The sequence below is a fragment of the Streptomyces sp. NPDC085524 genome, assembly GCF_044541755.1.
In the GTDB taxonomy this organism is placed as follows: domain Bacteria; phylum Actinomycetota; class Actinomycetes; order Streptomycetales; family Streptomycetaceae; genus Streptomyces.
In genome coordinates, this window is record NZ_JBITTH010000017.1 from 48,868 (window position 1) to 75,278 (window position 26,411).

Annotated in this window: 26 protein-coding genes; 6 read left to right on the forward strand and 20 right to left on the reverse strand. The window is 71.8% G+C overall.

Translation table 11 applies throughout. The features are described from left to right. Nucleotides 1–825 (reverse strand): type 1 glutamine amidotransferase domain-containing protein, encoded by an 825-nt coding sequence (locus ACIGFK_RS25205; RefSeq protein WP_376657711.1) that lies wholly within the window; start codon nucleotides 823–825, stop codon nucleotides 1–3. Between the two features lie 281 nt (nucleotides 826–1,106). Between ACIGFK_RS25205 and ACIGFK_RS25210 the strand changes: the two genes are divergently transcribed. From ACIGFK_RS25210 to ACIGFK_RS25230, 5 genes are all read left to right on the forward strand, one after another. Beyond that, nucleotides 1,107–1,379 (forward strand): UBP-type zinc finger domain-containing protein, encoded by a 273-nt coding sequence (locus ACIGFK_RS25210; RefSeq protein ID WP_376657683.1) that lies wholly within the window; start codon nucleotides 1,107–1,109, stop codon nucleotides 1,377–1,379. Next, the gene (locus ACIGFK_RS25215; protein ID WP_376657682.1) at nucleotides 1,376–3,100 is read left to right on the forward strand and encodes an FAD-dependent oxidoreductase; all 1,725 of its coding nucleotides are present in this window, start codon (nucleotides 1,376–1,378) and stop codon (nucleotides 3,098–3,100) included. Before ACIGFK_RS25210 ends, ACIGFK_RS25215 begins: the two co-directional genes overlap by 4 nt. 55 nt (nucleotides 3,101–3,155) lie before the next feature. After that, entirely contained in the window at nucleotides 3,156–3,680 is a 525-nt protein-coding gene (locus tag ACIGFK_RS25220; protein ID WP_376657681.1) for a hypothetical protein, read from the forward strand. Nucleotides 3,681–3,752: 72 nt separating this feature from the next. After that, nucleotides 3,753–4,082 (forward strand): putative quinol monooxygenase, encoded by a 330-nt coding sequence (locus ACIGFK_RS25225; protein WP_376657680.1) that lies wholly within the window; start codon nucleotides 3,753–3,755, stop codon nucleotides 4,080–4,082. Continuing rightward, nucleotides 4,079–4,555, forward strand: coding sequence for a group II truncated hemoglobin (locus ACIGFK_RS25230; RefSeq protein WP_376657679.1), 477 nt, complete (start codon nucleotides 4,079–4,081; stop codon nucleotides 4,553–4,555). The genes ACIGFK_RS25225 and ACIGFK_RS25230 overlap by 4 nt, the downstream gene beginning before the upstream one ends. A 31-nt stretch (nucleotides 4,556–4,586) precedes the next feature. Here the strand turns inward: ACIGFK_RS25230 and ACIGFK_RS25235 are convergent, their stop codons facing one another. The 7 genes from ACIGFK_RS25235 to fmt form a co-directional block, all read right to left on the reverse strand. Then, a complete protein-coding gene (locus tag ACIGFK_RS25235; protein ID WP_376657678.1) occupies nucleotides 4,587–5,048 on the reverse strand; it encodes a barstar family protein in 462 nt (153 codons plus the stop codon). Then, entirely contained in the window at nucleotides 5,045–5,479 is a 435-nt protein-coding gene (locus tag ACIGFK_RS25240; protein WP_376657677.1) for a ribonuclease domain-containing protein, read from the reverse strand. Before ACIGFK_RS25240 ends, ACIGFK_RS25235 begins: the two co-directional genes overlap by 4 nt. Before the next feature lie 48 nt (nucleotides 5,480–5,527). Then, nucleotides 5,528–5,749 (reverse strand): CarD family transcriptional regulator, encoded by a 222-nt coding sequence (locus ACIGFK_RS25245; RefSeq protein WP_329387870.1) that lies wholly within the window; start codon nucleotides 5,747–5,749, stop codon nucleotides 5,528–5,530. 87 nt (nucleotides 5,750–5,836) lie between these two features. Next, complete coding sequence (locus ACIGFK_RS25250) at nucleotides 5,837–6,883, reverse strand: sugar-binding domain-containing protein (protein WP_329387868.1); 1,047 nt, start codon at nucleotides 6,881–6,883, stop codon at nucleotides 5,837–5,839. Between the two features lie 92 nt (nucleotides 6,884–6,975). Then, nucleotides 6,976–7,662: a ribulose-phosphate 3-epimerase gene (gene rpe, locus ACIGFK_RS25255; protein WP_376657676.1), complete on the reverse strand. Its 687-nt coding sequence runs from the start codon at nucleotides 7,660–7,662 to the stop codon at nucleotides 6,976–6,978. Nucleotides 7,663–7,872: 210 nt separating this feature from the next. Further along, nucleotides 7,873–9,345 (reverse strand): RsmB/NOP family class I SAM-dependent RNA methyltransferase, encoded by a 1,473-nt coding sequence (locus ACIGFK_RS25260; RefSeq protein WP_376657675.1) that lies wholly within the window; start codon nucleotides 9,343–9,345, stop codon nucleotides 7,873–7,875. 90 nt (nucleotides 9,346–9,435) lie between these two features. Beyond that, a complete protein-coding gene (fmt, locus tag ACIGFK_RS25265) occupies nucleotides 9,436–10,380 on the reverse strand; it encodes a methionyl-tRNA formyltransferase (protein WP_376657674.1) in 945 nt (314 codons plus the stop codon). 251 nt (nucleotides 10,381–10,631) lie between these two features. On the opposite strand from fmt, the gene ACIGFK_RS25270 reads away from it, so the two are divergent. Next, the gene (locus ACIGFK_RS25270) at nucleotides 10,632–11,129 is read left to right on the forward strand and encodes a hypothetical protein (RefSeq protein ID WP_376657673.1); all 498 of its coding nucleotides are present in this window, start codon (nucleotides 10,632–10,634) and stop codon (nucleotides 11,127–11,129) included. A gap of 204 nt (nucleotides 11,130–11,333) precedes the next feature. Here the strand turns inward: ACIGFK_RS25270 and ACIGFK_RS25275 are convergent, their stop codons facing one another. From ACIGFK_RS25275 to ACIGFK_RS25330, 12 genes are all read right to left on the reverse strand, one after another. After that, nucleotides 11,334–13,454 (reverse strand): primosomal protein N', encoded by a 2,121-nt coding sequence (locus ACIGFK_RS25275; RefSeq protein ID WP_376657672.1) that lies wholly within the window; start codon nucleotides 13,452–13,454, stop codon nucleotides 11,334–11,336. Between the two features lie 227 nt (nucleotides 13,455–13,681). Further along, on the reverse strand, nucleotides 13,682–14,890 hold the full coding sequence (gene metK / locus ACIGFK_RS25280; protein ID WP_384593147.1) for a methionine adenosyltransferase: 1,209 nt from the start codon (nucleotides 14,888–14,890) through the stop codon (nucleotides 13,682–13,684). Nucleotides 14,891–15,084: 194 nt separating this feature from the next. Further along, nucleotides 15,085–16,305, reverse strand: coding sequence for a bifunctional phosphopantothenoylcysteine decarboxylase/phosphopantothenate--cysteine ligase CoaBC (gene coaBC / locus ACIGFK_RS25285; protein ID WP_376662359.1), 1,221 nt, complete (start codon nucleotides 16,303–16,305; stop codon nucleotides 15,085–15,087). A gap of 90 nt (nucleotides 16,306–16,395) precedes the next feature. Further along, a complete protein-coding gene (rpoZ, locus tag ACIGFK_RS25290) occupies nucleotides 16,396–16,668 on the reverse strand; it encodes a DNA-directed RNA polymerase subunit omega (protein ID WP_202202416.1) in 273 nt (90 codons plus the stop codon). 28 nt (nucleotides 16,669–16,696) lie between these two features. Further along, nucleotides 16,697–17,260, reverse strand: coding sequence for a guanylate kinase (gene gmk, locus ACIGFK_RS25295; RefSeq protein ID WP_376662360.1), 564 nt, complete (start codon nucleotides 17,258–17,260; stop codon nucleotides 16,697–16,699). Nucleotides 17,261–17,321: 61 nt separating this feature from the next. Continuing rightward, entirely contained in the window at nucleotides 17,322–17,645 is a 324-nt protein-coding gene (locus tag ACIGFK_RS25300; RefSeq protein WP_030008746.1) for an integration host factor, read from the reverse strand. Between the two features lie 427 nt (nucleotides 17,646–18,072). Beyond that, entirely contained in the window at nucleotides 18,073–18,915 is an 843-nt protein-coding gene (gene pyrF, locus ACIGFK_RS25305; protein WP_376661471.1) for an orotidine-5'-phosphate decarboxylase, read from the reverse strand. Then, nucleotides 18,912–20,021 (reverse strand): quinone-dependent dihydroorotate dehydrogenase, encoded by a 1,110-nt coding sequence (locus ACIGFK_RS25310; protein ID WP_386471663.1) that lies wholly within the window; start codon nucleotides 20,019–20,021, stop codon nucleotides 18,912–18,914. The genes pyrF and ACIGFK_RS25310 overlap by 4 nt, the downstream gene beginning before the upstream one ends. Nucleotides 20,022–20,106: 85 nt before the next feature. Beyond that, nucleotides 20,107–23,415 carry a carbamoyl-phosphate synthase large subunit gene (gene carB / locus ACIGFK_RS25315; RefSeq protein ID WP_376661473.1) on the reverse strand — a complete coding sequence of 1,103 codons (3,309 nt, stop codon included), beginning with the start codon at nucleotides 23,413–23,415 and terminating at the stop codon, nucleotides 20,107–20,109. Continuing rightward, nucleotides 23,408–24,550: a glutamine-hydrolyzing carbamoyl-phosphate synthase small subunit gene (gene carA / locus ACIGFK_RS25320; RefSeq protein WP_376661474.1), complete on the reverse strand. Its 1,143-nt coding sequence runs from the start codon at nucleotides 24,548–24,550 to the stop codon at nucleotides 23,408–23,410. Before carA ends, carB begins: the two co-directional genes overlap by 8 nt. Then, nucleotides 24,547–25,128 (reverse strand): hypothetical protein, encoded by a 582-nt coding sequence (locus ACIGFK_RS25325; RefSeq protein WP_376661475.1) that lies wholly within the window; start codon nucleotides 25,126–25,128, stop codon nucleotides 24,547–24,549. The genes carA and ACIGFK_RS25325 overlap by 4 nt, the downstream gene beginning before the upstream one ends. Continuing rightward, entirely contained in the window at nucleotides 25,125–26,411 is a 1,287-nt protein-coding gene (locus ACIGFK_RS25330) for a dihydroorotase (RefSeq protein ID WP_376661476.1), read from the reverse strand. The genes ACIGFK_RS25325 and ACIGFK_RS25330 overlap by 4 nt, the downstream gene beginning before the upstream one ends.

Consider the following 26,411-nt stretch of genomic DNA (forward strand, 5'->3'; position numbering starts at 1 on the left):
TCACCAGCCGTACCGGATGAGACCGTCCTCCAGGACTTCCACGACCTTCTGCCCCGTGAGGTACGAATCCGGGGTCGAGCGGCCGGTGACGAACGGGAAGTCGACGATGACGGAAACCGGCTTTCCGAAATTGCCGTGGTACGCGCCGTCCGGCCCGGTGGCATCGCGCAGGATGTACTCCAGCGGATACGGCGGCGGGCCCATGTTGAAGTCGGTGCCGAGGAATCCGGTGCCGTCCTTGTAGTCGTACTCCTTGCAGTGGCCGGTCACGTGCTTGCCCCGGATGATGCTCCTGCGGTCGCTCCAGTCCCGGGCGAAGGCCAGGCAGGCGACGCCGTAGCACTCGGCGGCCACGACCTTGCCGGCCTTCTCGAAGGCCAGGATCAGGGCGTGCACGCGCTCGTTGTTGGCGAGGTCGGCGATGGGGCCGCTGCCGCCCACGATGAGGATCGCGTCGTATCCGGCGACGTCGGCGTCGAGCTTGTCCAGATCGCGGTGGTACTGCTCCAGCTTCCGCAGGTAGCCCTCGTCGCTCGTGTACGGGCGCTCGGGGACCCACGCCTCGATGTCGAGCGGGGAGTCCAGCCGGCTGGACTGCTCGAACTCGCGGCCCAGCCGGGCGTTCTCCTCGGTGGTGACCGAGCGGCCCAGCGGGGGGTCGATGTAGTTCGCGTCGAGGCTCGGCGGAAGAGCGTGCGCACGCTTTCCGGTCGGCGTGGCGAATACGACCTCGTAGCCCCGCTCGTCGAACTTCGACACGGGGCCTATCAGTTCCTCGGCCCAGTAACCGTGTTCGGAGACAATGACCAGAATCTTTCTGCTCACGAATTCCTCCAGGCGCCGCCTGTTGTCGTTGGCGTCCACCACACTGGCCGCGCCCGGGGCATGCGTCAAAGCGTCGGTGTGCGACTTGGTGAGGTAGCGGCCATGGTCATTGCGGCACTTCAGGAAGTCTCTCCGGGAGGTCATGAAGTCGCCTCAGGACTACCTGACTTCGGCCGAATCGCTGAACCATTCCGAGGGCCGCGACCTATGGTCTGGACGCGCCGCCCAGCACGGAATGCACGGGACACCGGCGCGAGGACGCGACGAGAGGGACGGGGACGATGGCGATGGACCTGTTGTGCACACACCTCGACCGGATACGTCCGGTGAAACCGGGCTCCGACGGCTGCGAGGAGTGCCTCGCCTCGGGTGACGGCTGGGTGCACCTGCGGATGTGCCTGAGCTGCGGGCACGTCGGATGCTGCGACTCCTCGAAGAACCGTCACGCCACCCGCCACTACCGGGTCACCGAGCACCCCGTCGCCGCCTCGCACGAGCCCGGCGAGGACTGGGCCTGGTGCTACGCCGACAAGCTGATGCTGGACCCGGCGTGAGTGCGGCCCGGGAGAGCGCGGCGGCCGTCACCTCCGGCGCCGCCCCGGCCGAGCGCGCCGAGAACCGCAAGCCGGTCATCCTGGCCGTGGACGACGATCCGCAGGTGCTGCGCGCCGTCCGCCGCGACCTGCGCAGCGCCTACGGAGACCGCTACCGGGTGCTCGGCGCCTCCTCGGCCGCCGACGCCCTGAAGATCCTGGACTCGCTGGACGAACGGGGCCACGACCCGGCCCTCTTCCTCGTCGACCAGCGGATGCCCGACGTCACCGGGGTGGAGTTCCTCCTCGAGGCCGTCAGCCGGTTCCCGGACGCCCGCCGGGTGCTGCTGACCGCGTACGCGGAGACCGATGCGGCGATCACCGCCATCAACCGGGTGCGGCTGGACTACTACCTGCTCAAGCCATGGGATCCGCCGCACGAGCGGCTGTTCCCGGTCCTGGACGACCTGCTGTCGGACTGGCTGGCCACCTACCGCCCGGCCTACGACGGGATCATCGTCGCCGGCCACCTGGTCTCCCCCGGCACCCACGCCGTCCGGGACTTCTTCACCCGCAACGGGCAGCCGTTCCGCTTCCTGAACGTCGAGCGGGACCCGGAGGCGCTGACCCTGATCGCCGCCCAGCCGGGAGGGGCGCTGCCCCTGGTCCGCTTCCCCGACGGGTCGGTGCTCTCCGCCCCCGGCGACACGGAACTCGCCCAGCGGCTCGGGCTGGCCACCACCGCCTCCCGCCCGCACTACGAGTGCGTGATCGTCGGCGCGGGCCCCGCGGGGCTGGCGGCCGGGGTCTACTCCGCCTCGGAGGGCCTGTCGACCCTGCTGCTGGACTCCCGCGCCCCTGGCGGCCAGGCCGGCACCTCCAGCCTGATCGAGAACTACCTCGGCTTCCCCTCGGGCCTCTCCGGCGGCGATCTGACCCGCCGGGCCACCATCCAGGCCTCCCGCTTCGGCGCGGAGATCCTGCACCCGGTGGAAGTGGTCTCGCTGACCCGCGACGACCCGGCGAAGATCCTCACCCTGGCGGACGGTACGGAGATCAGCGCGGAGACGGTCCTCCTGGCGACCGGCGTCTCGTACAACCGCCTGGAGGCGCCGGGCGCGGACCGCTTCGAGGGGGCCGGGCTCTACTACGGCGCGGCCACCACCGAGAGCTCGGCATGCATCTCGCAGCACGTGTTCATCGTGGGCGGGGCCAACTCGGCGGGCCAGGCGGCGGTGCACTTCGCCAAGTACGCGGCCCGGGTGACGATCCTGGTGCGCGCGGCCTCGCTGGACGCGAGCATGTCCCGCTACCTCGTCGACGAGATCGGCCGCACCCCGAACATCGAGGTCAGGGTCCGCACCACGGTGGTCCGGCTGGACGGCGACGAACACCTGGAACGGATCACGCTCCACGACGCGGACGCGGGCACCGACACCGAGGTCCCCGCCCGCTTCATGTTCACCTTCATCGGCGCCCGCCCGCACACCGACTGGCTCTCGGGGGTCGTCGAACGGGACGAGTACGGCTTCGTCCTCACCGGCTCGGACCTGATCGCGAACGGCGGCGAGCTCCCGGCGGAATGGAGCCTGGAGCGCGCCCCCTACCCCCTCGAGACGAGCGTGCCCGGGGTGTTCGCGGCCGGCGACGTACGGGCCCACTCGGTGAAGCGGGTCGCCTCGGGCGTGGGCGAGGGCGCGATGGCGGTCTCCCTCATCCACCGCTACCGCTCGATGGGCTGAGAGCGAACACCGAGACCCTTGCGATCAAGGAGCCGCCCGACGCAACGTTGATTACATGATTACAGCCGAACAGAGCGAAAAGCTCCGCGCATGGTTCGCCGAGCGTCTGCCGGTGGACGTGTACGAATCCCTCGTGTCGGTCACGGTCGACCGCGAGGAGATCACGGTCGTCGGCACCGTCCCGGCGAACGAGTCCGTCAGGGAGTTCCGCGAGCGCACCCGCGAGCAGCGCATCGAGGTGGCGCGCGAGGCCGAGGAGCTCTACCGCCGCAAGGTGGCCTGGGGCGTGCGGTCCGGTGAGGAGACGGCCCTCTTCACGCACCTGGCCGTGCCCGTCATGACCCGGCTGCGCCAGTCCGAACGCCAGGTCCTCGACACCCTGGTCGCGGGCGGTGTCGCCCGCAGCCGGGCCGACGCGCTGGCCTGGTGCGTGCGCCTGGTCGGGCGCAACACGGACGAGTGGCTCTCCGAGCTGCGCGAGTCGCTGGACAAGGTGCAGCAGGTCCGCGCCCAGGGGCCGGACGTCAGCGGAGCCGGCGACCCGGGCGGAACCGACTCCAGGAAGTCCGACTCCGAATGACGAAATCCGCCCACGACCGCCCATGATCGCGTAAGGCTGGCCCGGACCGACAACGAGGGAGAGGCACGCCCCATGACCACGACCGTCGAATACATCCGCTACCGGATCGCCTTGGACGATCAGCAGGCCTTCGAAACCTCGTACGCGAGGGCGGCCGAGGCGCTGGCCGCCGCACCCGAGTGCATCGACTACGAACTCGCCCGCTGCGAGGAGGAGAAGGAGCGCTACATCCTGCGCATCCGCTGGACCTCGGTCGACGCCCACCTGAACGGCTTCCGCAAGGGCGAGCACTTCCCGGCGTTCTTCAGCGCGATCCGGCCGTACGTGACGGCGATCGAGGAGATGCAGCACTACACGGTGACCGATGTAGCGGGCACCGGAAAGGCCGCCGGACAGTCATGAGCACCACACCGTCGACACCCACCATCTACGAGTGGATGGGCGGAGCGGAGGCGATGAAGCGCCTCACGGACGCCTTCTACGCGCACGCCCTGCAGGACGAGATCCTGGCCCCGGTCTTCGCGGGCATGGACTCCGAGCACCCCCAGCACGTCGCCGTCTGGCTGTCGGAGGTCTTCGGCGGCCCTGCGGAGTACACCGCCCACCACGGCGGCCACCAGCACATGGCCACCAAGCACCTGGGCCGCGCCATCACCGAGAAGCAGCGCCGCCGCTGGGTGGACCTGCTGATGGACACGGCCGACGAGGTCGGGCTCCCCACGGACCCGGAGTTCCGCGGGGTGTTCGCGTACTACATCGAGTGGGGCACCCGGATGGCCCTGATCTACTCGGGCCCCAACCCGCCCCCGGTGGACGCGGCCAAGATCCCGGTCTGGTCCTGGGGCCAGACCCCGCCCTGGATCCCCAAGAGCTGATCCCTCCGCCCCCGGGCCCCCGCCTGCCGGCTCAGCGCATGAACTTGTAGCGCCGAGGAGGCAGGCGCGGGGTCCGGGGCGGCATGCCTTCGGCGAGCAGCACGGTGAGCGGTACGGCACCGGCTCCGTCCTCGCGCTCGGCGTGCTGCCAGAACCCGACCGCCTGCTCCAGGATCTCGACGAGCTTCTCCCAGTCCCCGGGGCCCGCCTCCGCGCAGCCCCGCCAGGACGTCACCGTCACCAGCCGCCCCGGCGCCTGCGGCAGCCACGAGAGGTCACGCAGCACGTCGGCCAGCGCGTCCCAGTTCCCGCCGAACCACTCCGGGAGCTCCAGGGCCTCCTGGCAGCGCCGCATCAGCGCGGCCTTGCCGCGCACCCCGTCGAGGTCCAGCTCCAGCACCGTCCAGCCGGCCTTCTCGGCGGCGTCGAGCGCCGGGGCCAGGGGCAGCGGCTCCAGGGAGGTGGACGGGGACAGGGGTGAGATCGGGCTCATCGGAGAACCGCCTTGAACGTGTCGTAGTGATCGTCTGTGTAGTAGAACTCGCCGCCCTGCCCCGTCACGATCCGCCGGGCGCCCCTGTCCGGCTCCCCCGGCGTCTTGACCGTGAACTCGTGGTAGTAACCGCGCTTCTGCTTCGGCAGTGCCTTCTCGAAGTTGCCGAAGACCGTGCCGTCCTGGCGGTACGGGTACGGCCCGCCCTTGTCGATGAGCACGAGCACGTCCCGGGCCTGCTGCGGCAGCACGTCGGCCCGTACGGCGGCCATCCCCTTCGCCCACGACGGAGCGGGGGCGGCACTGCCGGTGACGGCGGCGGGCGTGGCGTTCGGACCGCCGCAGCCCACCGTGCCGCCGACCAGCGCGGCGCCGAGGAACAAGGCCCCCAGCAGCCGCAGGAACGATCGGGGCGCGTTCCGAAGGATCATGCGCCGATCGTGTCAAACATCCGATTCGCTCGCGAATCGTCCGATGCCCTAGAGGGCGGACATCTTGGTGTAAGGGCTCAGAACACGCTTCTGGACCGATCCGAAGTCGACGAGAACAGCGATCCCCTCCTCGATTCCGACGACACGGCCGAGGCCGTGCTCGTCGTGGGAAACCCGGTCGCCGACGGAGAACTGCCGGATCGGCTGCTCCACGGGCGCCTTGAACGGGCTGGACGGCAAATGGCGGCGAGGTACTGCAGATTTGGTCATCGGAACCAGTATGACCCCAGTGGCCCACGCCACGGCCCGACCTTCGGATCTCGATTGGGGCACCATCCGTCCCGGCGCCCTCACCGGTCAGTCGTCCGGGTCGGCCCGCTCCAGTGCCGGACGCAGCCCCGGCGCCGACTCGGTCAGCAGGTAGTCGGCCACGGCCGTGTCCGTGACCAGGCTGGTCACCAGGCCCGAGCGCAGCACCGCGCCGATCGCGGAGGCCTTGCGCAGCCCGCCCGCGATCGCCACGACCTCGGGGATCCGCCGCAGCCGGTCGGCCTCCACGGTGATGCAACGTTCTCCGAGGTCCCGGCCGACCCGCCGCCCCTCGGAGTCGAACAGGTGCGCCGACATCTCGGCCGCGACGCCGAGCGAGGCGTAGTGCGCCCGCTCCTCGTCCGTGAGCATGTCGTGGACGGTCGAGATGCCGGGCTCCCAGGAGCCGATGGAGACGGCCGCGACCGTCACCTTGTCGAAGTACTCGAAGGCGCGCGCGATCCCGGTCTGGCTCCGCAGCGCCGCCGCGGTCGCCGGATCGGGCAGCAGCATCGGCGCGTAGATGGGGTGCGCGTCCCCGCCGGAGACCTGCGCGGCCCGCCGTACCGCTTCCACCGAACCGCGCTCGGCGGTCCCCGCGTCGTACACGCCGGTCAGCTGGACCACGGTGCACGGGGGCAGCCGGTGCAGGGAGGCGGCCATGTGGATGGTCGAGCGCCCCCAGGCCAGGCCGAGCACGTCGCCCTCGTTGACGAGCTCGCCGAGCAGGTCGGCGGCGACGGCGCCCAGGTTCTCCGGGTCGGGGGCGTCCTCGGTCGCGTCGGCCGGGGATTCAACGACCACCGCGTGCCGCAGTCCGTACCGGGCGCGGAGCGCGTCGGAGCGCTCCGCGTCCAGTTCGGCGGGGACGCGGATCTCGATGCGCACGAGATCGCGTTCGAGGGCGGTCTCCAGGACCCGGGCCACCTTGAAGCGGCTCACGCCGAACTCCTCGGCGATCTGGATCTTGGACTTGCCCTCCAGGTAGAAGCGTCGCGCCATGGCCGCAGCCTGCACCAGCTCCGCGGGTCCCATCCGCAGGGCTGACCGTCCCGCCGACATTGCAGACACCGCGTTCTCCTCACTGCTGTTCACACTCTCGACTCGTCGTTCATCCTGTCAGATCCGACGGCCGTTGATCAGCCTGGACAGCTCCCGTTCACCGAGCCGTCCACCAAGCCTTCTCCTCAGTGGTCGCAAGCCCACGGCGCCGCCGCGATGGCCGCACCCGCCTGCTCACGCAGCGTGCGCACGGCGGCTGCCGGGTCGACCGCTCCGTATACCGCGCTGCCCGCCACGAAGACGTCGGCGCCGGCCTCGGCGCAGCGCTCGATGGTCGAGGCGGAGACCCCGCCGTCGACCTGGAGCCAGATCTCCAGTCCGTGCTTGGAGATCAGCTCACGGGTGCGGCGGATCTTGGGCAGCATGATGTCCAGAAAGGGCTGGCCGCCGAAGCCCGGCTCGACCGTCATGATCAGCAGCATGTCGAGCTCGGGGAGGATGTCCTCGTACTGCTCGATCGGCGTCGCGGGCTTGAGCGCCATGGAGGCGCGCGCGCCCTTGGCCCGGATCTCGCGCGCGAGCCGTACGGGCGCGGCCGCGGCCTCGGCGTGGAAAGTGACCGAGCCGGCGCCGGCCTCCACGTACTGCGGGGCCCAGCGGTCCGGGTTCTCGATCATCAGGTGGAGGTCGAGCGGGGTGTCCGTGGCCCGGCTCAGGGATTCCACGACCGGTACGCCGAGGGTGAGGTTGGGGACGAAGTGGTTGTCCATGACGTCGACGTGCAGCCAGTCGGCCCCCTCGACGGCCTTCGCCTCCTCGGCGAGTCGGGCGAAGTCGGCGGACAGGATGCTGGGAAAAATCTGAGCGGCCATGACCCAAGCGTGCCATGCCACCGCGCGGTTCCGGCCACGACCCCGGAAGTCGTGCACCTCGCCGCAGGAGCCCGGGTCGACCGGCTGCGCACGCACGGCGCCCTGGTCGCGGCCGACCTCGCGCGGACCGGGCCCCTCGCCCCGCTCCCGCCCGTGGGGTGGCCGGACGGCACCCGCCCGGCCCGCCCCCCGAAAGGCCGGGCAGGGCCCCTAGGCAGTCCGCCTGATCAGGGCGAGGTACATCGCGTCGGTGCCGTGCAGGTGCGGCCACAGCTGGACGTCCGGGCCGTCGCCCAGGCCCGGGACGCCCTCCATGAACGGGCGCGCGTCGATGAGTTCGGCCGCGACCGGCGAGGCGCCCGCGCCCCGGCCCTTCAGTACGTCGTCCACGACGATCCGGGTCTCCGCCAGGTGCGGGGAGCACGTCGCGTAGCCGACCACGCCGCCGACCCGCACCGCCGACAGCGCCTCCCGCAGCAGCGACCTCTGGAGCGGCGCGAAGCCCTCGAGGTCCTGCGGGCGCCGGCGCCAGCGGGCCTCCGGGCGGCGGCGCAGCGCGCCCAGGCCACTGCACGGCACGTCCATCAGCACCCGGTCGAAGGAGCCCGGCAGCCAGGCCGGCCTGGTGCCGTCGGCGGCGATCACCTGGTACGGCCCCGGGTTGCCCGCGAGGGCGTTCTCCACCAGCCGCGCCCGGTGCGGCTGCTTCTCGGAGGCCAGCAGGAAGGCCCCGCGCTGCGCGGCCAGCGCCGCGAGCAGCGCCGCCTTGCCGCCCGGGCCGGCGCAGCCGTCGAGCCAGCGCTCGTCACGGCCCTCGACGGGCACGGCCGCCAGGGCCATCGCCACGAGCTGGCTGCCCTCGTCCTGGACGCCGGCGCGCCCGTCGCGGACGGCGTCCAGCGCGCCGGGCTCACCGCCCTCGGCCATCCGGACCGCGTACGGGGACCAGCGCCCCGGAAGGGCGGAGTCCTCGCCGAGCGCTTCGAGCAGCTCCTCCGGCGTGGACCGGCCGGGGCGCGCGACCAGCGTCACCTCGGGCCGCTCGTTGTCTGCCTCGAGGAGGTCCTCGATCCCGGCGCGGCCGCCGCCCAGGGAGTCCCACAGCGCGCTGACGACCCACCGCGGGTGCGAGTGGTAGATCGCGAGGTGCTCCTCGGCGTCCTCGTCGTACGGCGGGGCGACGATCTCCAGCCACCCCTCCAGGTCGTGCGCGGCGATCTTCCGCAGCACCGCGTTGACGAACTTCGCCCGGCCGTCGCCGAGCACCACCCGGGCCAGCTCGACGCTGGCCGAGACGGCCGCGTGCGTGGGGATGCGGGTGCCCAGCAGCTGGTGCGCGCCGAGCGAGAGCACGTCCAGCACCGGCGGGTCGACCTCCCGCAGCGGGCGGTCGATGCAGGCCTTGATCACGGCGTCGTACGTGCCCTGGCGGCGCAGCGTCCCGTACACGAGCTCGGTGGCCAGGGCCGCGTCGCGCGCCTGGAAGTTCTCGTCCTGGCGCGCCTTGCGCAGCAGCGGCGGGAGTACGAGGTTGGCGTACGCGTCGCGCTCGTCCACCGCCCGCAGCACCTCGAAGGCCAGCATCCGCACCGGGTCCTTCTGGGGCCGCCGGTAGGGCTTGGCCGACTTGTTCTGCTTGCCTCCCGCGCCTGCGGCGGGACGACGGCGGGGCTGTTCGCTCACGTGAAAGGTGCTCCGGATTTACGAGGTGCTGGAGGGATGGTCCGGCCGGACCCGACGGGATTCGGCCGGGTCCGACGGTGGGGACGGGTTTCAGCCTACGTCGGTGCCGCCGACGCGCTCGCCGGGCGCGATCCGCACCCCGCGGGCCCAGTCGGCGCCCCGCATCGGCTTCTTGCCCTGGGGCTGCACCCACAGCAGCTCCACGGCGTGCGAGCCGGTGCCGACGTACACGTTGTTCTTGGCCGCGGCCAGGACGCCGGGCTCCAGGTCGGTGCGGTCGGGCACCAGGCCCAGGGAGATCACCTTGAGCCGCTCCCCGCGGAACACGGTCCACGCACCCGGCGCCGGGGTGCAGCCGCGCACCACGCGGTCGGCGCGCATCGCGGGGGCCGTCCAGTCGATCCGGGCGTCCTCCACGGTGATCTTCGGCGCGAGGGAGATCCCGTCGGCGGGCTGGCCGACGGCGCGCAGGGTGCCGTCCTCGATGCCGTCCATGGTGGCGGCCAGCAGCCCGGAGCCGGCGAAGGCCAGGCGGGTCAGCAGGTCGCCGCTGGTGTCGGTCGGGCGGATCTCCTCGGTGAGGATCCCGTAGACCGGGCCGGAGTCCAGGCCCTCCTCGATCAGGAACGTGGAGGCGCCGGTGACCTGGTCCCCCGCCATGATCGAGTGCTGCACGGGCGCGGCTCCGCGCCAGGCCGGCAGCAGTGAGAAGTGCAGGTTGACCCACCCGTGCTTCGGGATCTCCAGCGCGCTCTTGGGGAGCAGCGCCCCGTAGGCGACGACCGGGCAGCAGTCCGGGGCGATCTCGCGCAGCCTGGCCTGGAACTCGGGGTCGCGCGGCCGGACGGGCTTGAGGACCTCGATCCCGGCCTCTTCGGCGCGCTCGGCGACCGGGCTGGCGACGAGCCTGCGCCCGCGCCCGGCCGGGGCGTCGGGCCGGGTGACGACGGCGGCGACCTCGTGCCGCCCGGAGGCGATCAGGGCGTCCAGGGCGGGTACGGCGACCTCGGGGGTGCCTGCGAAGACGAGCTTCACTGGGGTCCTACCTCGCTATCTCGGCTGTCAGCAGCGCACCAGTCTATGGGGCCGGAGTCCCTTGGCCCACCTGGGCCGTCGAGGGGGCGTACGTACAAGCGCGCGCCTCTCGCATATGCCGACACGCCCCCACAGCGTGACCTGGTCGACGGGTGGCGCGTTGGTCAAAGGAGATTGACCAGTACGGGCCGCTTCGCGAACGGTGTCTGCGGCCCGATCCGCCCCCCAGCACCGGTTCGAGAGGCTTCTTCATGGCCGACCACGCCACCCACGACGCCCAAGCCCGGGCCAGCCTGCACCTGCTGGTGCGTGACATCGAGCGGGTTCGCCGCCAGGTGGATGCTCTGCGTACGCTCACCGCCCAGCTCGGCAACGTGTACCGCCCGCGCCGCTCCGGCCCCTCCACGGGATTCGTCGTCTACGGCCGGGCGCCCGCGCCCACCGTCCGCCTCGCGCAGGAGCTGCGGGACAGCGTCGAAACGCTGGTCACGGCCGCGGTGGACTTCGACCGCTCGCTCGGCTTCTCGTGGGACGCGGTCGGCTCGGCGCTCGGCGTCACCAAGCAGGCCGTGCACCGCCGCTACGGGGCCAGGCGCGCGCAGAGCCCGGACGCCGCCGCGGAGCCGCTGGCCGAGGGGACGACCACCCGGACGCTGGGTCCTCTCCCCACGATCCCGGCCGCCCGCTCGGTACCCCCGCAGCCCCTGCGCGAGGGCTCCCCGGCCCTCCCGGGCCCCCGCAACGGCTGACCGTCGGGACGCCGACCCCCGACGGCCGAGCCGCCCCTCCGACCCCGCCGCACCGCGCCCGCCCCGGCGGGGGTCGTTCCCTGCGGGGCGCCGTCCCCTGCCCGCCCTTCCACCGTTCCCCGGGCTCTACCCGGACCCGCGGGGCGGGGTGGGGACGGCCCGCGCAGCGGCCCCACCCAGCAGCAGCGGCAGCCGGCGCGGCCGTCAGCCGATGTCCGGGGGGTCGATGCGGACTCGGACCGCATCACCAGCCGCCACCCCCCGCGCCATCCGCGCCGCCTGCGCCGACTTGAGCGCGGCAGCCAACGCCGCCCCGCTGCCCGGCGGCACCCGGACCAGCGCCCGCTCCCCCGGCGACGGCTCCCCCCGCCGCCCCGGCATCGGCACCGGCCCCAGGATCTCCGCGTCCGGCGGCAGCCCCGCCCCCGCCAGGAAGGCCTCCACGGCCTCCCCGCGCCCGGCGACCGCCGCCATCCGCGACACCGGCGGGAACCCGAGCTGCGCCCGCTCCGCGAGCTCCCGCACCGCGTGCCCGACGGGATCCCACCGCACCAGCGCCTGCACCGGCCGCAGCGTCGGCTCGGCGACCACGACGACCTGGCCGTCCCCGCGCACCAGCGAGGCCGCGGCGATCCACCGCCGCAGCGCGTCCTCCCCGGCCCGCAGGTCGGGCCTGGCCAGCATGGCCCAGCCGTCCAGCAGCAGCGCCGCCGCGTACCCGGCGCCCGCCGCGACCGGCTCGGCCCCCGGGGTGGACACCACCAGCGCGGGCCGGTCCGGTACCTCGTCCAGGACGTGGTCGCGCCCGGAAGTCCGTACGGCAACGGCCGGGAAGGCCCGGCCCAGCTCCTCGGCCGTGCGCCGTGCGCCCACCACCTGGGCCCGCAGCCGGAAGGAGCCGCACTCCTCGCAGTGCCAGGACGGTTCGCCCCGCCCGCACCACCCGCAGTGCAGCTCCCGCTCGTCGGGGGCCTCCAGCGGTCCGGCGCAGACCGTGCAGCGGGCCGGTGTGCGGCACCGCTCGCAGGCCAGCCGGGGCACGTAGCCGCGCCGCGGCACCTGGACCAGTACGGGCCCGGTCTTGAGCCCCTCACGTACGGTCTCCCACGCCAGGCTCGGCAGTCGCGCGGCCCGGGCGGCCTCGTCGCGGGCCAGCAGTTCGTCGCCCACGGTCCGGATCCGGGGGGCGCGGGCCCGTACCGTCTCGCGGTCGGCGGCCAGCGGCCGGGCCCAGCCGGACTCGACGAGCTGGGCGGCCTCCACCGTGCAGCTCGTACCGCCGACGAGGAAGCCGCAGCCGTCGCTGACCGCGCGCAGTTCGAGCACTTCCCGCACGTGCGGGAAGGGGGCGCGGTCGTCACTGTGGCTGGAGTCCCCGTCGTCCCAGATCGCCACCAGCCCGAGGTCCCGTACGGGGGCGAACATCGCGGCGCGGGTGCCGACGACCGCCCGCACCGAGCCCCGGCTGACCGCGAGCCATTGGCGGTAGCGCTTCTCGGGCCCGGATTCCGCGGTCAGCAGAGCGTGCCTTCCCTCCCCGAGCAGGGCGGTCAGGGCGGCGTCCACCCGCGCCGCGGTGCGGCCGTCGGGCACCACGGCGAGGGCCCCGCGGCCGGAGGCGAGCGTGGCGGCCATGGCCCGGGCGAGCTCGTCGGCCCAGCCGGGGCCGGGCAGCGCCGTCCACACGGCGCGGGGGGCGCCGCCGGTGGCGAGGGCGTGCAGGAAGGCGGGGCCGGAGCCGTAGCTCCGCCAGCCGCCGGGCTCGGGCGCGGCGGGCGGGGGCAGCGGCTCAGGGGAGGGCTTGGCCTCGGCCCGGGCGCTCCGGGCGGGCAGGGCGAGCTGGAGCACGTCGGCCAGGCTGCCCGCGTACCGGTCGGCGACGGCCCGGGCGAGCGAGAGCATGCGGGGGCCCAGGACGATCTCGGGCGAGACGACCTGGGCGAGGGCCGCCAGGGCCCCGTTGTAGTCGGACTCGGCGCGCCGCTCGACGATGAAGCCGTCGATCAGCCCGCCGCCCTCGCGGCGGCCGCCCTGCACCCGGTGGGACCCCGCGCCGAAGCGGACCCGGACGCGGACGCCGGGCTGGGCGGTCTCGGAGAGTTCGGCGGGGACCGCGTAGTCGAAGAGCCGGTCGAGGTGGAGCACGCCCTTGTTCACCAGGACGCGGGCCACGGGCAGTTCCTCGGCGAGGGCGGCCCCGCGCCACGTGCGCGGCTTGGCCTTGGGCGCCTTGGCCTTCGCCTCGGCGACCATCTCCCGGATGAGCGCGAGCTGTTCCGGCGGGCCGCCAGGGCCTTCTGCGACGGGTTCGTTCTCGCTGCTCACAGCAGCATTCTTACCAAAGGGCACCGACAAGTCTGCGCCCTCCCGAGGTCTCGGCGGGCGGCGGCGGGACTGCGGTCCTTCAACGCCGGGCTCGCGCCCGACTCCAGATGAAGCCGTCACCCCTCGCACCGGGAGGGCGGGAGCAGGCTATGCCGTCCGTACGGGGGCGGCAACGCAATACCGCCCCGGACCAGCAGGTCCGGGGCGGTAGGTGGAGCGGATTGCGCTTACAGGCCGGCGGCGGCGCGCAGCGCCTCGACGCGGTCGGTGCGCTCCCAGGTGAAGTCCGGCAGCTCGCGGCCGAAGTGGCCGTAGGCGGCGGTCTGGGCGTAGATCGGGCGCAGCAGGTCCAGGTCGCGGATGATCGCGGCCGGGCGCAGGTCGAAGACCTCGCTGATCGCGTCCTCGATCTTCTGGACCTCCACCTTCGCGGTGCCGAAGGTCTCGACGAAGAGGCCGACGGGCTCGGCCTTGCCGATGGCGTACGCGACCTGGACCTCGCAGCGCGAGGCGAGGCCGGCGGCGACCACGTTCTTGGCGACCCAGCGCATCGCGTAGGCGGCGGAGCGGTCGACCTTCGACGGGTCCTTGCCGGAGAAGGCGCCGCCGCCGTGGCGGGCCATGCCGCCGTACGTGTCGATGATGATCTTGCGTCCGGTGAGGCCGGCGTCGCCCATCGGGCCGCCGATCTCGAAACGGCCGGTCGGGTTGACCAGGAGGCGGTAGCCCTCGGTGTCGAGCTTGATGCCGTCCTCGATCAGCTGGGCCAGCACGTGCTCGACGACGAACTCGCGGATGTCGGGAGCGAGCAGCGAGTCCAGGTCGATGTCCGAGGCGTGCTGCGAGGAGACGACCACGGTGTCGAGGCGGACGGCCTTGTCGCCGTCGTACTCGATGGTGACCTGGGTCTTGCCGTCGGGACGCAGGTACGGGATGGTCCCGTTCTTGCGGACCTCGGACAGCCGGCGGGAGAGCCGGTGCGCCAGGTGGATCGGGAGCGGCATCAGCTCGGGGGTCTCGTCGCAGGCGTAGCCGAACATCAGGCCCTGGTCGCCGGCGCCCTGCTTGTCGAGCTCGTCCTCGTCGCCCTCGACGCGGGTCTCGTGCGAGGTGTCGACGCCCTGCGCGATGTCCGGGGACTGCGCGCCGATGGAGACGGACACGCCGCAGGAGGCGCCGTCGAAGCCCTTCTTCGAGGAGTCGTAGCCGATCTCCAGGATCTTCTCGCGGACGAGCTGCGCGATCGGGGCGTACGCCTTCGTCGTCACCTCGCCCGCGATGTGGACGAGACCGGTGGTGATGAGGGTCTCCACGGCCACGCGCGAGGTCGGGTCCTCGGTGAGGAGCGCGTCGAGGATCGTGTCGCTGATCTGGTCAGCGATCTTGTCGGGGTGGCCCTCGGTCACAGACTCCGAGGTGAACAGACGACGGGACACAACGCTCCCTGGGTTTGCAGCGGCTGCTGTCTGAGTCATTTGGCGGAACCACACCAGGGGCTGCGCCCGATCACGTTCCGAATGCAGTTTATCGGTTGCCGCAGTCGGTCGGTCCACCCGTCTCGCCTTATGGGAGCCGTGTGAGCTGCGGCACTCCATTCTGACCTAACCGCGGGGGAAGGAGAAGGGATCCGCTAGAGGGCGCGCCGGACCGGGAGCCGGAGGGCGACCTGGTCCCAAATCACATCGGCCAGCGCCTCCTTGGGACCATAGGGGACCTGAAGCTCGGAGCCATCGGAGCCGAGGACGACCGCCTCGTTCTCCTCCGAACCGAAGGTCTTGGCCTCCCCGACCTCGTTGACGACGAGAAGATCACACCCCTTGCGCCGGAGCTTGGCGCGCCCGTTGGCGAGGACGTCGTCGGTCTCGGCGGCGAAGCCCACCACGACCTGCCCCTCGCGGGCCCGGTCCGCCGAGATCTCCGCGAGGACGTCGGGGTTGCGCACGAGGGCGACGGGCGCGGGCTCCTCCCCGTCCTTCTTCTTGATCTTGCCTCCGGCGTACCGGGCGGGCCGGAAGTCGGCCACGGCCGCGGCCATCACCACGGCGTCGGCGTCGGCGGCCGCCTTCAGCACGGCCTCCCGCAGCTGGACCGCGGTCCCCACGCGTACGACGTCCACCCCGGCCGGGTCGGCGAGGGCGGCGTTCGCCGAGACGAGGGTGACCCGGGCCCCGCGGGCGACGGCGGTGCGGGCCAGTGCGTACCCCTGCTTGCCGGAGGAGCGGTTGCCGAGGAAGCGCACCGGGTCGAGCGGCTCCCGGGTGCCGCCCGCGCTGACGACCACGTGGCGGCCGGCGAGGTCCGCCCCGGCCGCGCCGCCCCTCCGCAGGACGTGGCGGCACACCTCGAAGATCTCCTCGGGGTCGGGCAGCCGCCCCTTGCCGGTGTCCTTGCCGGTGAGCCGGCCGACGGCGGGCTCGATGACGACGGCGCCGCGCCGGCGCAGCGTGGCCACGTTCTCCTGGGTGGCGGGGTGCTCCCACATCTCGGTGTGCATGGCGGGGGCGAAGACCACCGGGCAGCGGGCGGTGAGCAGGGTGTTCGTGAGCAGGTCGTCCGCGAGCCCGTGGGCGGCCTTGGCCAGCATGTCGGCCGTGGCCGGGGCGACGACGACGAGGTCGGCGCCCTGCCCGATCCGCACGTGCGGGACCTCGTGGACGGACTCCCACACCTCGGTGGAGGCCGGGTTGCCGGACAGGGCGGCCCAGGTGGCCTCCCCGACGAAGTTCAGCGACGCCGCCGTGGGCACCACGCGCACGTCGTGCCCGGACTCGGTCAGCCGGCGGAGCAGTTCGCACGCCTTGTAGGCGGCGATCCCGCCGCTGACCCCCAGCACGACCTTCGGCTTGTCCACTGCTTCTCCCGTGATCGGTTGCGTCCGTACCTATGACACACCACAGGCCCGGCAGCCGTGCTGCCGGGCCTGTGGTGGCGATGTCATGTCTTACTGGGCCGGGGCCTCGATGGCCTCGGAGGTCAGCAGTCCCGCGTTGATCTCGCGCAGCGCGATCGAAAGCGGCTTCTCGTGGACGTGGGTGTCCACCAGCGGGCCGACGTACTCCAGCAGGCCCTCACCGAGCTGCGAGTAGTACGCGTTGATCTGACGCGCACGCTTGGCCGCGTAGATCACGAGGCTGTACTTCGAGTCCGTGGCCTCGAGCAGCTCGTCGATCGGCGGGTTGATGATGCCCTCGGGCGTGGTGATGGAAGAGGACACGCTCTACCTTCCGAAGATGGATAAAAGATCAGACAACTTCCATCAAGGCTAGCAGCTCACGCGCCACGTCCTCGACGGAGGTGTTGACCAGGGTGGTGTCGAACTCGGACTCGGCAGCGAGTTCGATCTTGGCGGTGTCGAGTCGGCGCTCGATCACCTCGGGCGATTCGGTGCCGCGCCCGGTGAGCCGGCGGACCAGCTCGTCCCAGCTCGGCGGGGCCAGGAAGACCAGCTGGGCCTCGGGCATCGACTCGCGGACGAGCCGTGCGCCCTGGAGGTCGATCTCCAGCAGTACCGGCTCGCCGTTGTCGAGGCGTTCCAGCACCGCGCCGCGTGGTGTGCCGTAGCGGTTGCCCGCGAACTCGGCCCACTCCAGCAGCTCGCCGTTGGCGATCAGCTTGTCGAACTCGTCGTCGTTGACGAAGAAGTACTGGACTCCGTGTCGCTCACCGGGCCGCGGCTTGCGGGTGGTGGCCGACACCGAGAGCCAGACCTCGGGGTGGACCTTGCGCATATGCGCGACGACCGTGCTCTTGCCGACCCCCGAAGGGCCGGAGAGCACGGTCAGCCGCGGACGAACCTCTGCTGCCATAGAGCGATTATCCAGGTTCTCGGGACTGCCTGAGAACGCCGGGAGAACTTCAGGCGACGCCTCAGGCGCCGGTGCTGCCGAACTCGCGCTCCAGAGAGGCGATCTGGTTGGAGCCGAGACCTCGGACACGCCGCGACTCGGAGATGCCGAGGCGCTCCATGATCTGCTTGGCGCGCACCTTGCCCACGCCAGGGAGGGACTCCAGCAGGGCGGAGACCTTCATCTTGCCGATGACGTCGTTCTCCTGCCCCGTCTTGATGACCTCCTGGAGGGAGGCGCCGGAGTGCTTGAGTCGATTCTTGACCTCGGCCCGCTCCCGGCGAGCCGCGGCGGCCTTTTCGAGCGCGGCTGCGCGCTGTTCAGGGGTAAGGGGCGGAAGAGCCACGCCTACGTCACCTCGGATGTCGAACTGTCGGATACGGACCAGTGGGTAACCCGAGGGCACCACACCACACGAGCTCCCGAACAGCGGTGTTACTCGTTCGCTGCACGTTCACTCTGCTCGGAGACTAGCGGCCAAGGCGGCCGGAGTCAGCGAGAACGAACGAAAAGTCCTGGTCAGCCTCCACTGAACCGTACATCAAGGACATAACACCCCGGTTTTGTCCGATGAAGGCCGTTCGAATTTCGTCAATACGTGCGACGCGCCTGTCCGGCGGGCCCGAATCCGCGTTCCGGGTCTTCAGCCCCTCCGGCATTCGAGGAGCGGGGTCGGGGGCGGAGGTCCGTGGGCCGCGCCGACGACCACGGCCCGGCCCCGGGGCTGCCCCGGGGCCGGGCCGTGAGAGGTGGGCGGGCGTGGCCGCAGGCCGTTACGCGGCGACGGCCTCGCGGATCTCGTCCGCGAACGCGGCCGCGCTCGCGCGGAGGGCCGCCACGTCCGGTCCGTGCTTCAGCACGCCCCGCGACACGTTCGGGACGACGTTGCGCACGGCCGCGCCGAAGACGTGCCGCAGGTCCGCCGGGGTCGCGCCCTGCGCACCCAGGCCGGGCGCCAGCAGCGGCCCGTTGATGTCCAGGTCGAAGGAGGACAGGTCCCCCAGTGTGGCGCCCACGACCGCCCCGAAGGAGCCCATGGGCTCCGCGCCCGCATTCTCCGCCGCCAGGTGCGCCAGCATCGTCGCGCCGATCGACCGGCCGTCCTCGCGGACGGCGCGCTGGACCTCGGCCCCCTCCGGGTTCGAGGTCAGGGCCAGGACGAACAGGCCCGCCCCGGACTCCCGCGCCAGCGAGACCGCCGGCTGGAGCGAGCCGTAGCCCAGGTACGGGGAGACCGTCAGCGCGTCCGAGAACAGCGGCGAGGCCGGGTCCAGGAAGGCGGAGGCGTAGGCCGCCATGGTCGAGCCGATGTCCCCCCGCTTGGCGTCCATGACGACCAGCGTGCCGGCCGCGCGGGCGTCGGCCACGGTCTGCTCGAGCACCGCGACGCCCCGCGAGCCGAACCGCTCGAAGAAGGCCGCCTGCGGCTTGAAGACCGCCACCGAGTCGGCCAGCGCCTCGACGACCGTGCGGGAGAAGCGCTCCAGGCCCGCGATGTCGTCCTGCAGGCCCCACTGCTCCAGCAGCGCGGCGTGCGGGTCGATGCCCACGCACAGCGGGCCGCGGGTGTCCATCGCCTCGCGGAGGCGGGTGCCGAAGGGGGTCACAGGGCTCACTTCGCTGCCTTTCGGGTCTCCGCGCCCACCGCTTCGGCGAGCGTCGCGTACGGGCTGGTGGCCAGGCGTGCGGCCAGGCCCTTGTGGATGGCGCGGGCGTAGAAGGGGCCCTCGTAGATGAACGCGCTGTAGCCCTGGATCAGGGTGGCGCCCGCCAGGATCCGCTGCCAGGCGTCCTCGGCGTTCTCGATGCCCCCGACGCCCACCAGCACAATCCGGTCGCCCACGCGGGCGTACAGGCGCCTCAGGACCTCCAGGGAGCGTTCCTTGACGGGTGCGCCGGACAGGCCGCCGGTCTCCTTCACGAGGGACGGCGAGGACTTCAGCCCCAGGCCCTCGCGGGCGATGGTCGTGTTCGTGGCGATGATGCCGTCCAGGCCCAGCTCCAGGGCGAGGTCGGCGACGGCGTCGACGTCCTCGTCCGCGAGATCCGGGGCGATCTTGACCAGCAGCGGGACCCGGCGGTCGGTGACGACCCGGTCCGCGGCTTCCCTTACGGCGGTCAGCAGCGGGCGCAGCGACTCGGTGGCCTGGAGGTTGCGCAGGCCGGGCGTGTTCGGCGAGGAGACGTTCACGACGAGGTAGTCGGCGTGGCGGGCCAGGCGCTCGGTGGAGGTCACGTAGTCGCCGACGGCCTCCTCCTCGGGGACGACCTTGGTCTTGCCGATGTTCACGCCGACGACGGTCTTGAAGACGGGGTTGCGGGCCGCCAGGCGCTCCGCCACGGCCGCCGAGCCCTCGTTGTTGAAGCCCATCCGGTTGATCAGCGCGCGGTCCGGCACGAGGCGGAAGAGGCGCTTCTTCGGGTTGCCGGGCTGGGCCTGGGCGGTGACGGTGCCGATCTCGATGTGGTCGAAGCCGAGCATCGACATGCCGTCGATGGCGACCGCGTTCTTGTCGAAGCCGGCCGCGAGGCCGAAGGGGCCGTGCATCCGCAGGCCGAGCGCCTCGGTGCGCAGCTCCTCGTAGCGGGGCGCGAGGGCGGCCGCGACGAAGGTGCGCAGGACCGGGGTGCGGGCCGCGAGGCGGATCCAGCGGAAGGCCAGGTAGTGGGCCTGCTCCGGGTCCATCCGCTTGAAGACCAGGTTGAAGAACAGTTTGTACATCGTCCGAGAAATCCCTCTGCGCTCATGGGAAGGGGGACACCCGTCGCTCTCGCGAATCCGGTGTCCCCCTCCCTGGTACGGGCTGCTAGTCGCGGGCCGCGGTCAGGTGCTCCGCGTGCTCCTGGAGCGAGCGGACGCCCACGTCGCCGTGGTTCAGCGCGTCGATGCCCTGGACGGCCGCGGCGAGCGCCTGGACCGTGGTCAGGCACGGGACGCTGCGCGCCACGGCCGCCGTGCGGATCTCGTAGCCGTCGAGGCGGCCGCCGGTGCCGTACGGGGTGTTGACGATCAGGTCGACCTGGCCGTCGTGGATGAGCTGGACGATGGTCTTCTCGCCGTTCGGGCCCTCGCCCTCGCTGAGCTTGCGCACCACGGTGGCGTTGATGCCGTTGCGGCGCAGCACCTCGGCGGTGCCGGAGGTGGCGAGCAGCTCGAAGCCGTGGGCGACGAGCTCGCGCGCCGGGAAGATCATCGAGCGCTTGTCGCGGTTGGCGACGGAGATGAACGCGCGGCCCTTGGTGGGCAGCGGGCCGTACGCGCCGGCCTGCGACTTGGCGTAGGCGGTGCCGAAGACGGCGTCGATGCCCATGACCTCGCCGGTGGAGCGCATCTCCGGGCCGAGGACGGTGTCCACGCCGCGGCCGTGGATGTCGCGGAAGCGCGACCACGGCATGACGGCCTCCTTGACGGAGATCGGCGCGTCGATCGGCAGCGTGCCGCCGTCGCCGGTCTTCGGCAGCAGGCCCTCGGCGCGCAGCTCGGCGATGGTGGTGCCGAGCGAGATGCGGGCGGCGGCCTTCGCGAGCGGGACGGCGGTCGCCTTCGAGGTGAAGGGGACGGTCCGGGAGGCGCGCGGGTTGGCCTCCAGGACGTAGAGGATGTCACCCGCCATCGCGAACTGGATGTTGATCAGGCCGCGGACGCCGACGCCCTTGGCGATGGCCTCGGTGGAGGCGCGCAGGCGCTTGATGTCGTGGCCGCCGAGGGTGATCGGGGGCAGGGCGCAGGCCGAGTCGCCGGAGTGGATGCCGGCTTCCTCGATGTGCTCCATGACGCCGCCGAGGTAGAGCTCGTGGCCGTCGTAGAGGGCGTCCACGTCGATCTCGATGGCGTCGTCGAGGAAGCGGTCGACCAGGACCGGCCGGGTGGGGCTGATCTCGGTGGACTCGGCGATGTACGACTCCAGGCGGGCCTCGTCGTAGACGATCTCCATGCCGCGGCCGCCGAGCACGTAGGACGGGCGGACGAGGACCGGGTAGCCGATCTCGTCGGCGATCGCCTTGGCACCGGCGAAGGTGGTGGCGGTGCCGTGCTTGGGGGCGGGCAGGCCGGCGTCGGCGAGGACCTGGCCGAAGGCGCCGCGGTCCTCGGCGGCGTGGATGGCCTCCGGGGAGGTGCCGACGACGGGGACGCCGTTGTCCTTGAGGGCCTGCGCGAGACCCAGCGGGGTCTGGCCGCCGAGCTGTACGACGACGCCCGCGATCGGGCCCGCGAGGGACTCGGCGTGGACGATCTCCAGCACGTCCTCGAGCGTGAGCGGCTCGAAGTACAGGCGGTCGGAGGTGTCGTAGTCGGTGGAGACGGTCTCCGGGTTGCAGTTGACCATCACGGTCTCGTAGCCCGCGTCGCTGAGCGCGAAGGAGGCGTGGACGCAGGAGTAGTCGAACTCGATGCCCTGGCCGATGCGGTTCGGGCCGGAGCCCAGGATGATCACCGCGGGCTTCTCGCGCGGGGCGACCTCGGACTCCTCGTCGTAGGACGAGTAGAAGTACGGGGTCTTCGCGGCGAACTCGGCGGCGCAGGTGTCGACCGTCTTGTAGACCGGGCGGATGCCCAGCGCGTGGCGGACCTCGCGGACGACGTCCTCGCGCAGGCCGCGGATCTCGGCGATCTGGGTGTCGGAGAAGCCGTGGCGCTTGGCCTCGGCGAGCAGCTCGGGGTGGAGCTTCTCGGCGGCGGCCAGCTCGTCGGCGATCTCCTTGATCAGGAAGAGCTGGTCGACGAACCAGGGGTCGATCTTCGTGGACTCGAAGACCTCTTCCTGGCTGGCGCCGGCGCGGATGGCCTGCATGACGGTGTTGATGCGGCCGTCGGTCGGGCGGACGGCGGTGGCGAGCAGCTCCGCCTTGTCGCCGACGGGGCCGACGAAGGTGAACTGCGAGCCCTTCTTCTCCAGGGAGCGCAGGGCCTTCTGGAGCGCCTCGGTGAAGTTGCGGCCGATGGCCATGGCCTCGCCCACCGACTTCATGGTGGTGGTGAGGGTGGCGTCGGCGACCGGGAACTTCTCGAAGGCGAAGCGCGGGGCCTTGACGACGACGTAGTCGAGGGTCGGCTCGAAGGAGGCCGGCGTCTTCTCGGTGATGTCGTTGGGGACCTCGTCGAGCGTGTAGCCGATGGCCAGCTTGGCGGCGATCTTGGCGATCGGGAAGCCGGTGGCCTTCGACGCGAGCGCCGAGGAGCGGGAGACGCGCGGGTTCATCTCGATGACGATGACGCGGCCGTCGACCGGGTCGATCGCGAACTGGATGTTGCAGCCGCCGGTGTCGACGCCGACCTCGCGGATGATCGCGATGCCGATGTCGCGCAGCCGCTGGTACTCGCGGTCGGTGAGCGTCATCGCCGGGGCGACGGTGATCGAGTCACCGGTGTGGACGCCCATCGGGTCGAAGTTCTCGATGGAGCAGACGACGACCACGTTGTCCTTGGTGTCGCGCATCAGCTCCAGCTCGTACTCCTTCCAGCCGAGGATGGACTCCTCCAGGAGCACCTCGGTGGTCGGGGAGAGCGTGAGGCCCTGGCCGGCGATGCGGCGCAGCTCTTCCTCGTCGTGCGCGAAGCCGGAGCCGGCGCCGCCCATGGTGAAGGAGGGGCGCACGACGACCGGGTAGCCGCCGAGGGTGTCGACGCCGGCGATGACGTCGTCCATCGAGTGGCAGATGACCGAGCGGGCGGACTCGCCGTAACCGATCTTGGCCTTGACGGCCTCGACGACGCCCTTGAAGAGGTCGCGGTCCTCGCCCTTGTTGATGGCCTCGACGTTGGCGCCGATGAGCTCGACGCCGTACTTCTCCAGCACACCCTGCTCGTGCATGGAGATGGCGGTGTTGAGCGCGGTCTGGCCGCCGAGGGTCGGGAGCAGCGCGTCGGGGCGCTCCTTCGCGATGATCTTCTCGACGAACTCGGGGGTGATCGGCTCGACGTACGTGGCGTCGGCGATCTCCGGGTCGGTCATGATCGTCGCCGGGTTGGAGTTCACCAGGATGACGCGCAGGCCCTCGGCCTTGAGGACGCGGCAGGCCTGGGTGCCGGAGTAGTCGAACTCGGCGGCCTGTCCGATGACGATCGGGCCGGAGCCGATGACCAGGACGGACTGGATATCGGTGCGCTTAGGCACGATCGGCCTCCATCAGGGCGGTGAAGCGGTCGAAGAGGTACGCGGCGTCGTGCGGGCCCGCGGCGGCCTCGGGGTGGTACTGGACGGAGAAGGCCGGCTGGTCGAGCAGCTGGAGGCCTTCCACGACGTTGTCGTTCAGGCAGACGTGGGAGACCTCGGCGCGGCCGTAGGGGGTCTCGGAGACCTTGTCGAGGGGCGCGTCGACGGCGAAGCCGTGGTTGTGCGCGGTGACCTCGACCTTGCCCGTGGTGCGGTCCTGCACCGGCTGGTTGATGCCGCGGTGGCCGTACTTCAGCTTGTAGGTGCCGAAGCCGAGCGCGCGGCCCAGGATCTGGTTGCCGAAGCAGATGCCGAAGAGCGGGGTCTTGCGCTCCAGGACGCCCTGCATGACGGCGACGGGGCCGTCGGCGGTGGCCGGGTCGCCCGGGCCGTTGGAGAAGAAGACGCCGTCCGGGTTCACCGCGTACACGTCCTCGACGGTGGCGGTGGCGGGCAGCACGTGGACCTCGATGCCGCGCTCGGCCATCCGGTGCGGGGTCATGCCCTTGATGCCCAGGTCGACGGCGGCCACGGTGAACTTCTTCTCACCGATGGCGGGGACCACGTAGGTCTCCTTGGTGGCGACCTCGGCGGAGAGGTTCGCGCCCTTCATCTCGGGGGCCTGGCGGACCTTCGCGAGGAGGGTGCCGTCGTCGGCGATGGCGTTGCCGGAGAAGATGCCGACGCGCATGGCGCCGCGCTCGCGCAGGTGGCGGGTGAGCGCGCGGGTGTCGACGCCGCTGATGCCGACGACGCCCTGGTGGACCAGCTCCTCGTCCAGCGAGCGCTGGGAGCGCCAGTTGGAGGGGACGCGCGCGGGGTCGCGCACGACGTAGCCGGAGACCCAGATGCGGGAGGACTCGGGGTCCTCGTCGTTGACGCCGGTGTTGCCCACGTGCGGGGCGGTCATCACGACGACCTGCCGGTGGTACGACGGGTCGGTGAGGGTCTCCTGGTAGCCGGTCATGCCGGTGGAGAACACGGCCTCACCGAAGGTCTCCCCGTGGGCGCCGTAGGCGCGGCCACGGAAGATCCGACCGTCCTCCAGGACGAGTACGGCGGGAGTTTTGTCTGCTCCCCTGGTGGAGGTCGTCATCGTTCGGCGCCTTCCGTCGTGATGGATTGGTTCATGTCATTGATGGCTTCGACCCAGGCGGCGTGTTCGGCCGCGCGGTCGGAGCGGAATCCGGAGTCGATCAGCTTGTCGCCGTGCGCCCATGTGACGACGAGCAGTCCGCCCTCGGTGAGTACCTTGCCCGCGATTCCCTTGTCGAGGCGGGCGCCGCGCAGTTGCGCGGCCGGTACGAAGAAGTCGTTGGCACCCGGTCGGACCACGTCGAGGCCCGCATCGGTGAGCGTGAGCTCCACCCGGCTGCGGAGGCCCAGGCCGTGGGCGACGATCCGGTCGAGCCACTGTCCGGCGGTGGTGGACCCGTGGTACCGGCCGGTCAGGGCCAGCCGGTGCGCGGGGAGACCGTCGGGGGCGGCGGGGAGCTCCGGCAGATCGTTCTGCAGGGCCCCTCGCCATTTCCAGCCTTGCCGCATCAGCCAGTAGACGAAGGCGACGAAGACGGCCAGGCCGACGACCCACGCCATGCGGGCGCCGAAGCTGGTCACCTCCGCCGACTGCCGTTCGGCGGCCTCGGCGGCCAGTTGGATTACTGCAGGTGTCACGCCAGCGTCCCGTCCACGACCGTTGCCCGGCCCCGCAGGAAGGTGTGAGTGACGCGACCCGGCAGCTCACGGCCCTCGTAAGGCGTGTTGCGGCTGCGGGAGGCGAAGTGTGCGGGGTCCACGACACCACGGTACGAGGTATCGACCAAGGTCAGGTTCGCGGGTTCACCTGCCGAGACGGGGCGGCCGTGGTTCTCCAGGCTGCCGATCCGCGCCGGGGCGAAGGACATGCGGTCGGCGACGCCCGCCCAGTCGAGCAGTCCGGTCTCGACCATCGTCTGCTGGACGACGGAGAGCGCGGTCTCCAGGCCCACCATGCCCATGGCGGCGGCGGCCCACTCGCAGTCCTTGTCCTCGTGCGGGTGCGGGGCGTGGTCGGTGGCGACGATGTCGATCGTGCCGTCGGCCAGCGCCTCGCGCAGGGCCAGCACGTCCTTCTCTGTGCGCAGCGGCGGGTTGACCTTGTAGACCGCGTTGTACGAGCGGACCAGCTCGTCCGTGAGGAGCAGGTGGTGCGGGGTGACCTCGGCGGTGACGTCGATGCCGCGGGACTTGGCCCAGCGGACGATCTCGACGGAGCCGGCCGTGGAGAGGTGGCAGATGTGGACGCGGGAGCCGACGTGCTCGGCGAGGAGGACGTCGCGGGCGATGATCGACTCCTCGGCGACGGCCGGCCAGCCGCCCAGACCCAGCTCGGCGGAGACGACGCCCTCGTTCATCTGGGCGCCCTCGGTCAGGCGGGGCTCCTGGGCGTGCTGGGCGACGACGCCGCCGAAGGCCTTCACGTACTCCAGGGCGCGGCGCATGATCACGGCGTCGTCCACGCACTTGCCGTCGTCGGAGAAGACGGTGACGCGGGCGGCGGAGTCGTGCATGGCGCCCAGCTCGGAGAGCTGCTTGCCCTCCAGGCCGACGGTGACGGCGCCGATGGGCTGCACGTCGCAGTAGCCGGACTCCTTGCCCAGGCGCCAGACCTGCTCGACGACGCCGGCGGTGTCGGCGACGGGGAAGGTGTTCGCCATGGCGAAGACGGCGGTGTAGCCGCCGCTCGCGGCGGCGCGGGTGCCGGTCAGGACCGTCTCGGAGTCCTCGCGGCCGGGCTCGCGCAGGTGGGTGTGCAGGTCGACGAGGCCCGGGAGGAGGACCTGGCCCTCGGCCTCGATGACGGTCGCGCCCTCGGCGGAGAGGTTCTGGCCGACCTCCGCGATGGTCTCGCCGTCGATCAGGACGTCCTGCGCCTCGCCACCGAGTACCTTCGCGCCGCGGATAAGGATCTTGCTCAT

Coding starts and splice junctions, on each gene's coding strand:
- ACIGFK_RS25210 (WP_376657683.1), top strand. CDS start 1,107: ATGGCGATGGACCTGTTGTGCACACACCTCGACCGGATACGTCCGGTG.
- ACIGFK_RS25220 (WP_376657681.1), top strand. CDS start 3,156: ATGATTACAGCCGAACAGAGCGAAAAGCTCCGCGCATGGTTCGCCGAG.
- ACIGFK_RS25225 (WP_376657680.1), top strand. CDS start 3,753: ATGACCACGACCGTCGAATACATCCGCTACCGGATCGCCTTGGACGAT.
- ACIGFK_RS25230 (WP_376657679.1), top strand. CDS start 4,079: ATGAGCACCACACCGTCGACACCCACCATCTACGAGTGGATGGGCGGA.
- ACIGFK_RS25235 (WP_376657678.1), bottom strand. CDS start 5,048: ATGAGCCCGATCTCACCCCTGTCCCCGTCCACCTCCCTGGAGCCGCTG.
- ACIGFK_RS25240 (WP_376657677.1), bottom strand. CDS start 5,479: ATGATCCTTCGGAACGCGCCCCGATCGTTCCTGCGGCTGCTGGGGGCC.
- ACIGFK_RS25245 (WP_329387870.1), bottom strand. CDS start 5,749: ATGACCAAATCTGCAGTACCTCGCCGCCATTTGCCGTCCAGCCCGTTC.
- rpe (WP_376657676.1), bottom strand. CDS start 7,662: ATGGCCGCTCAGATTTTTCCCAGCATCCTGTCCGCCGACTTCGCCCGA.
- ACIGFK_RS25270 (WP_376657673.1), top strand. CDS start 10,632: ATGGCCGACCACGCCACCCACGACGCCCAAGCCCGGGCCAGCCTGCAC.
- gmk (WP_376662360.1), bottom strand. CDS start 17,260: ATGGCAGCAGAGGTTCGTCCGCGGCTGACCGTGCTCTCCGGCCCTTCG.
- ACIGFK_RS25310 (WP_386471663.1), bottom strand. CDS start 20,021: ATGTACAAACTGTTCTTCAACCTGGTCTTCAAGCGGATGGACCCGGAG.
- carA (WP_376661474.1), bottom strand. CDS start 24,550: ATGACGACCTCCACCAGGGGAGCAGACAAAACTCCCGCCGTACTCGTC.
- ACIGFK_RS25330 (WP_376661476.1), bottom strand. CDS start 26,411: ATGAGCAAGATCCTTATCCGCGGCGCGAAGGTACTCGGTGGCGAGGCG.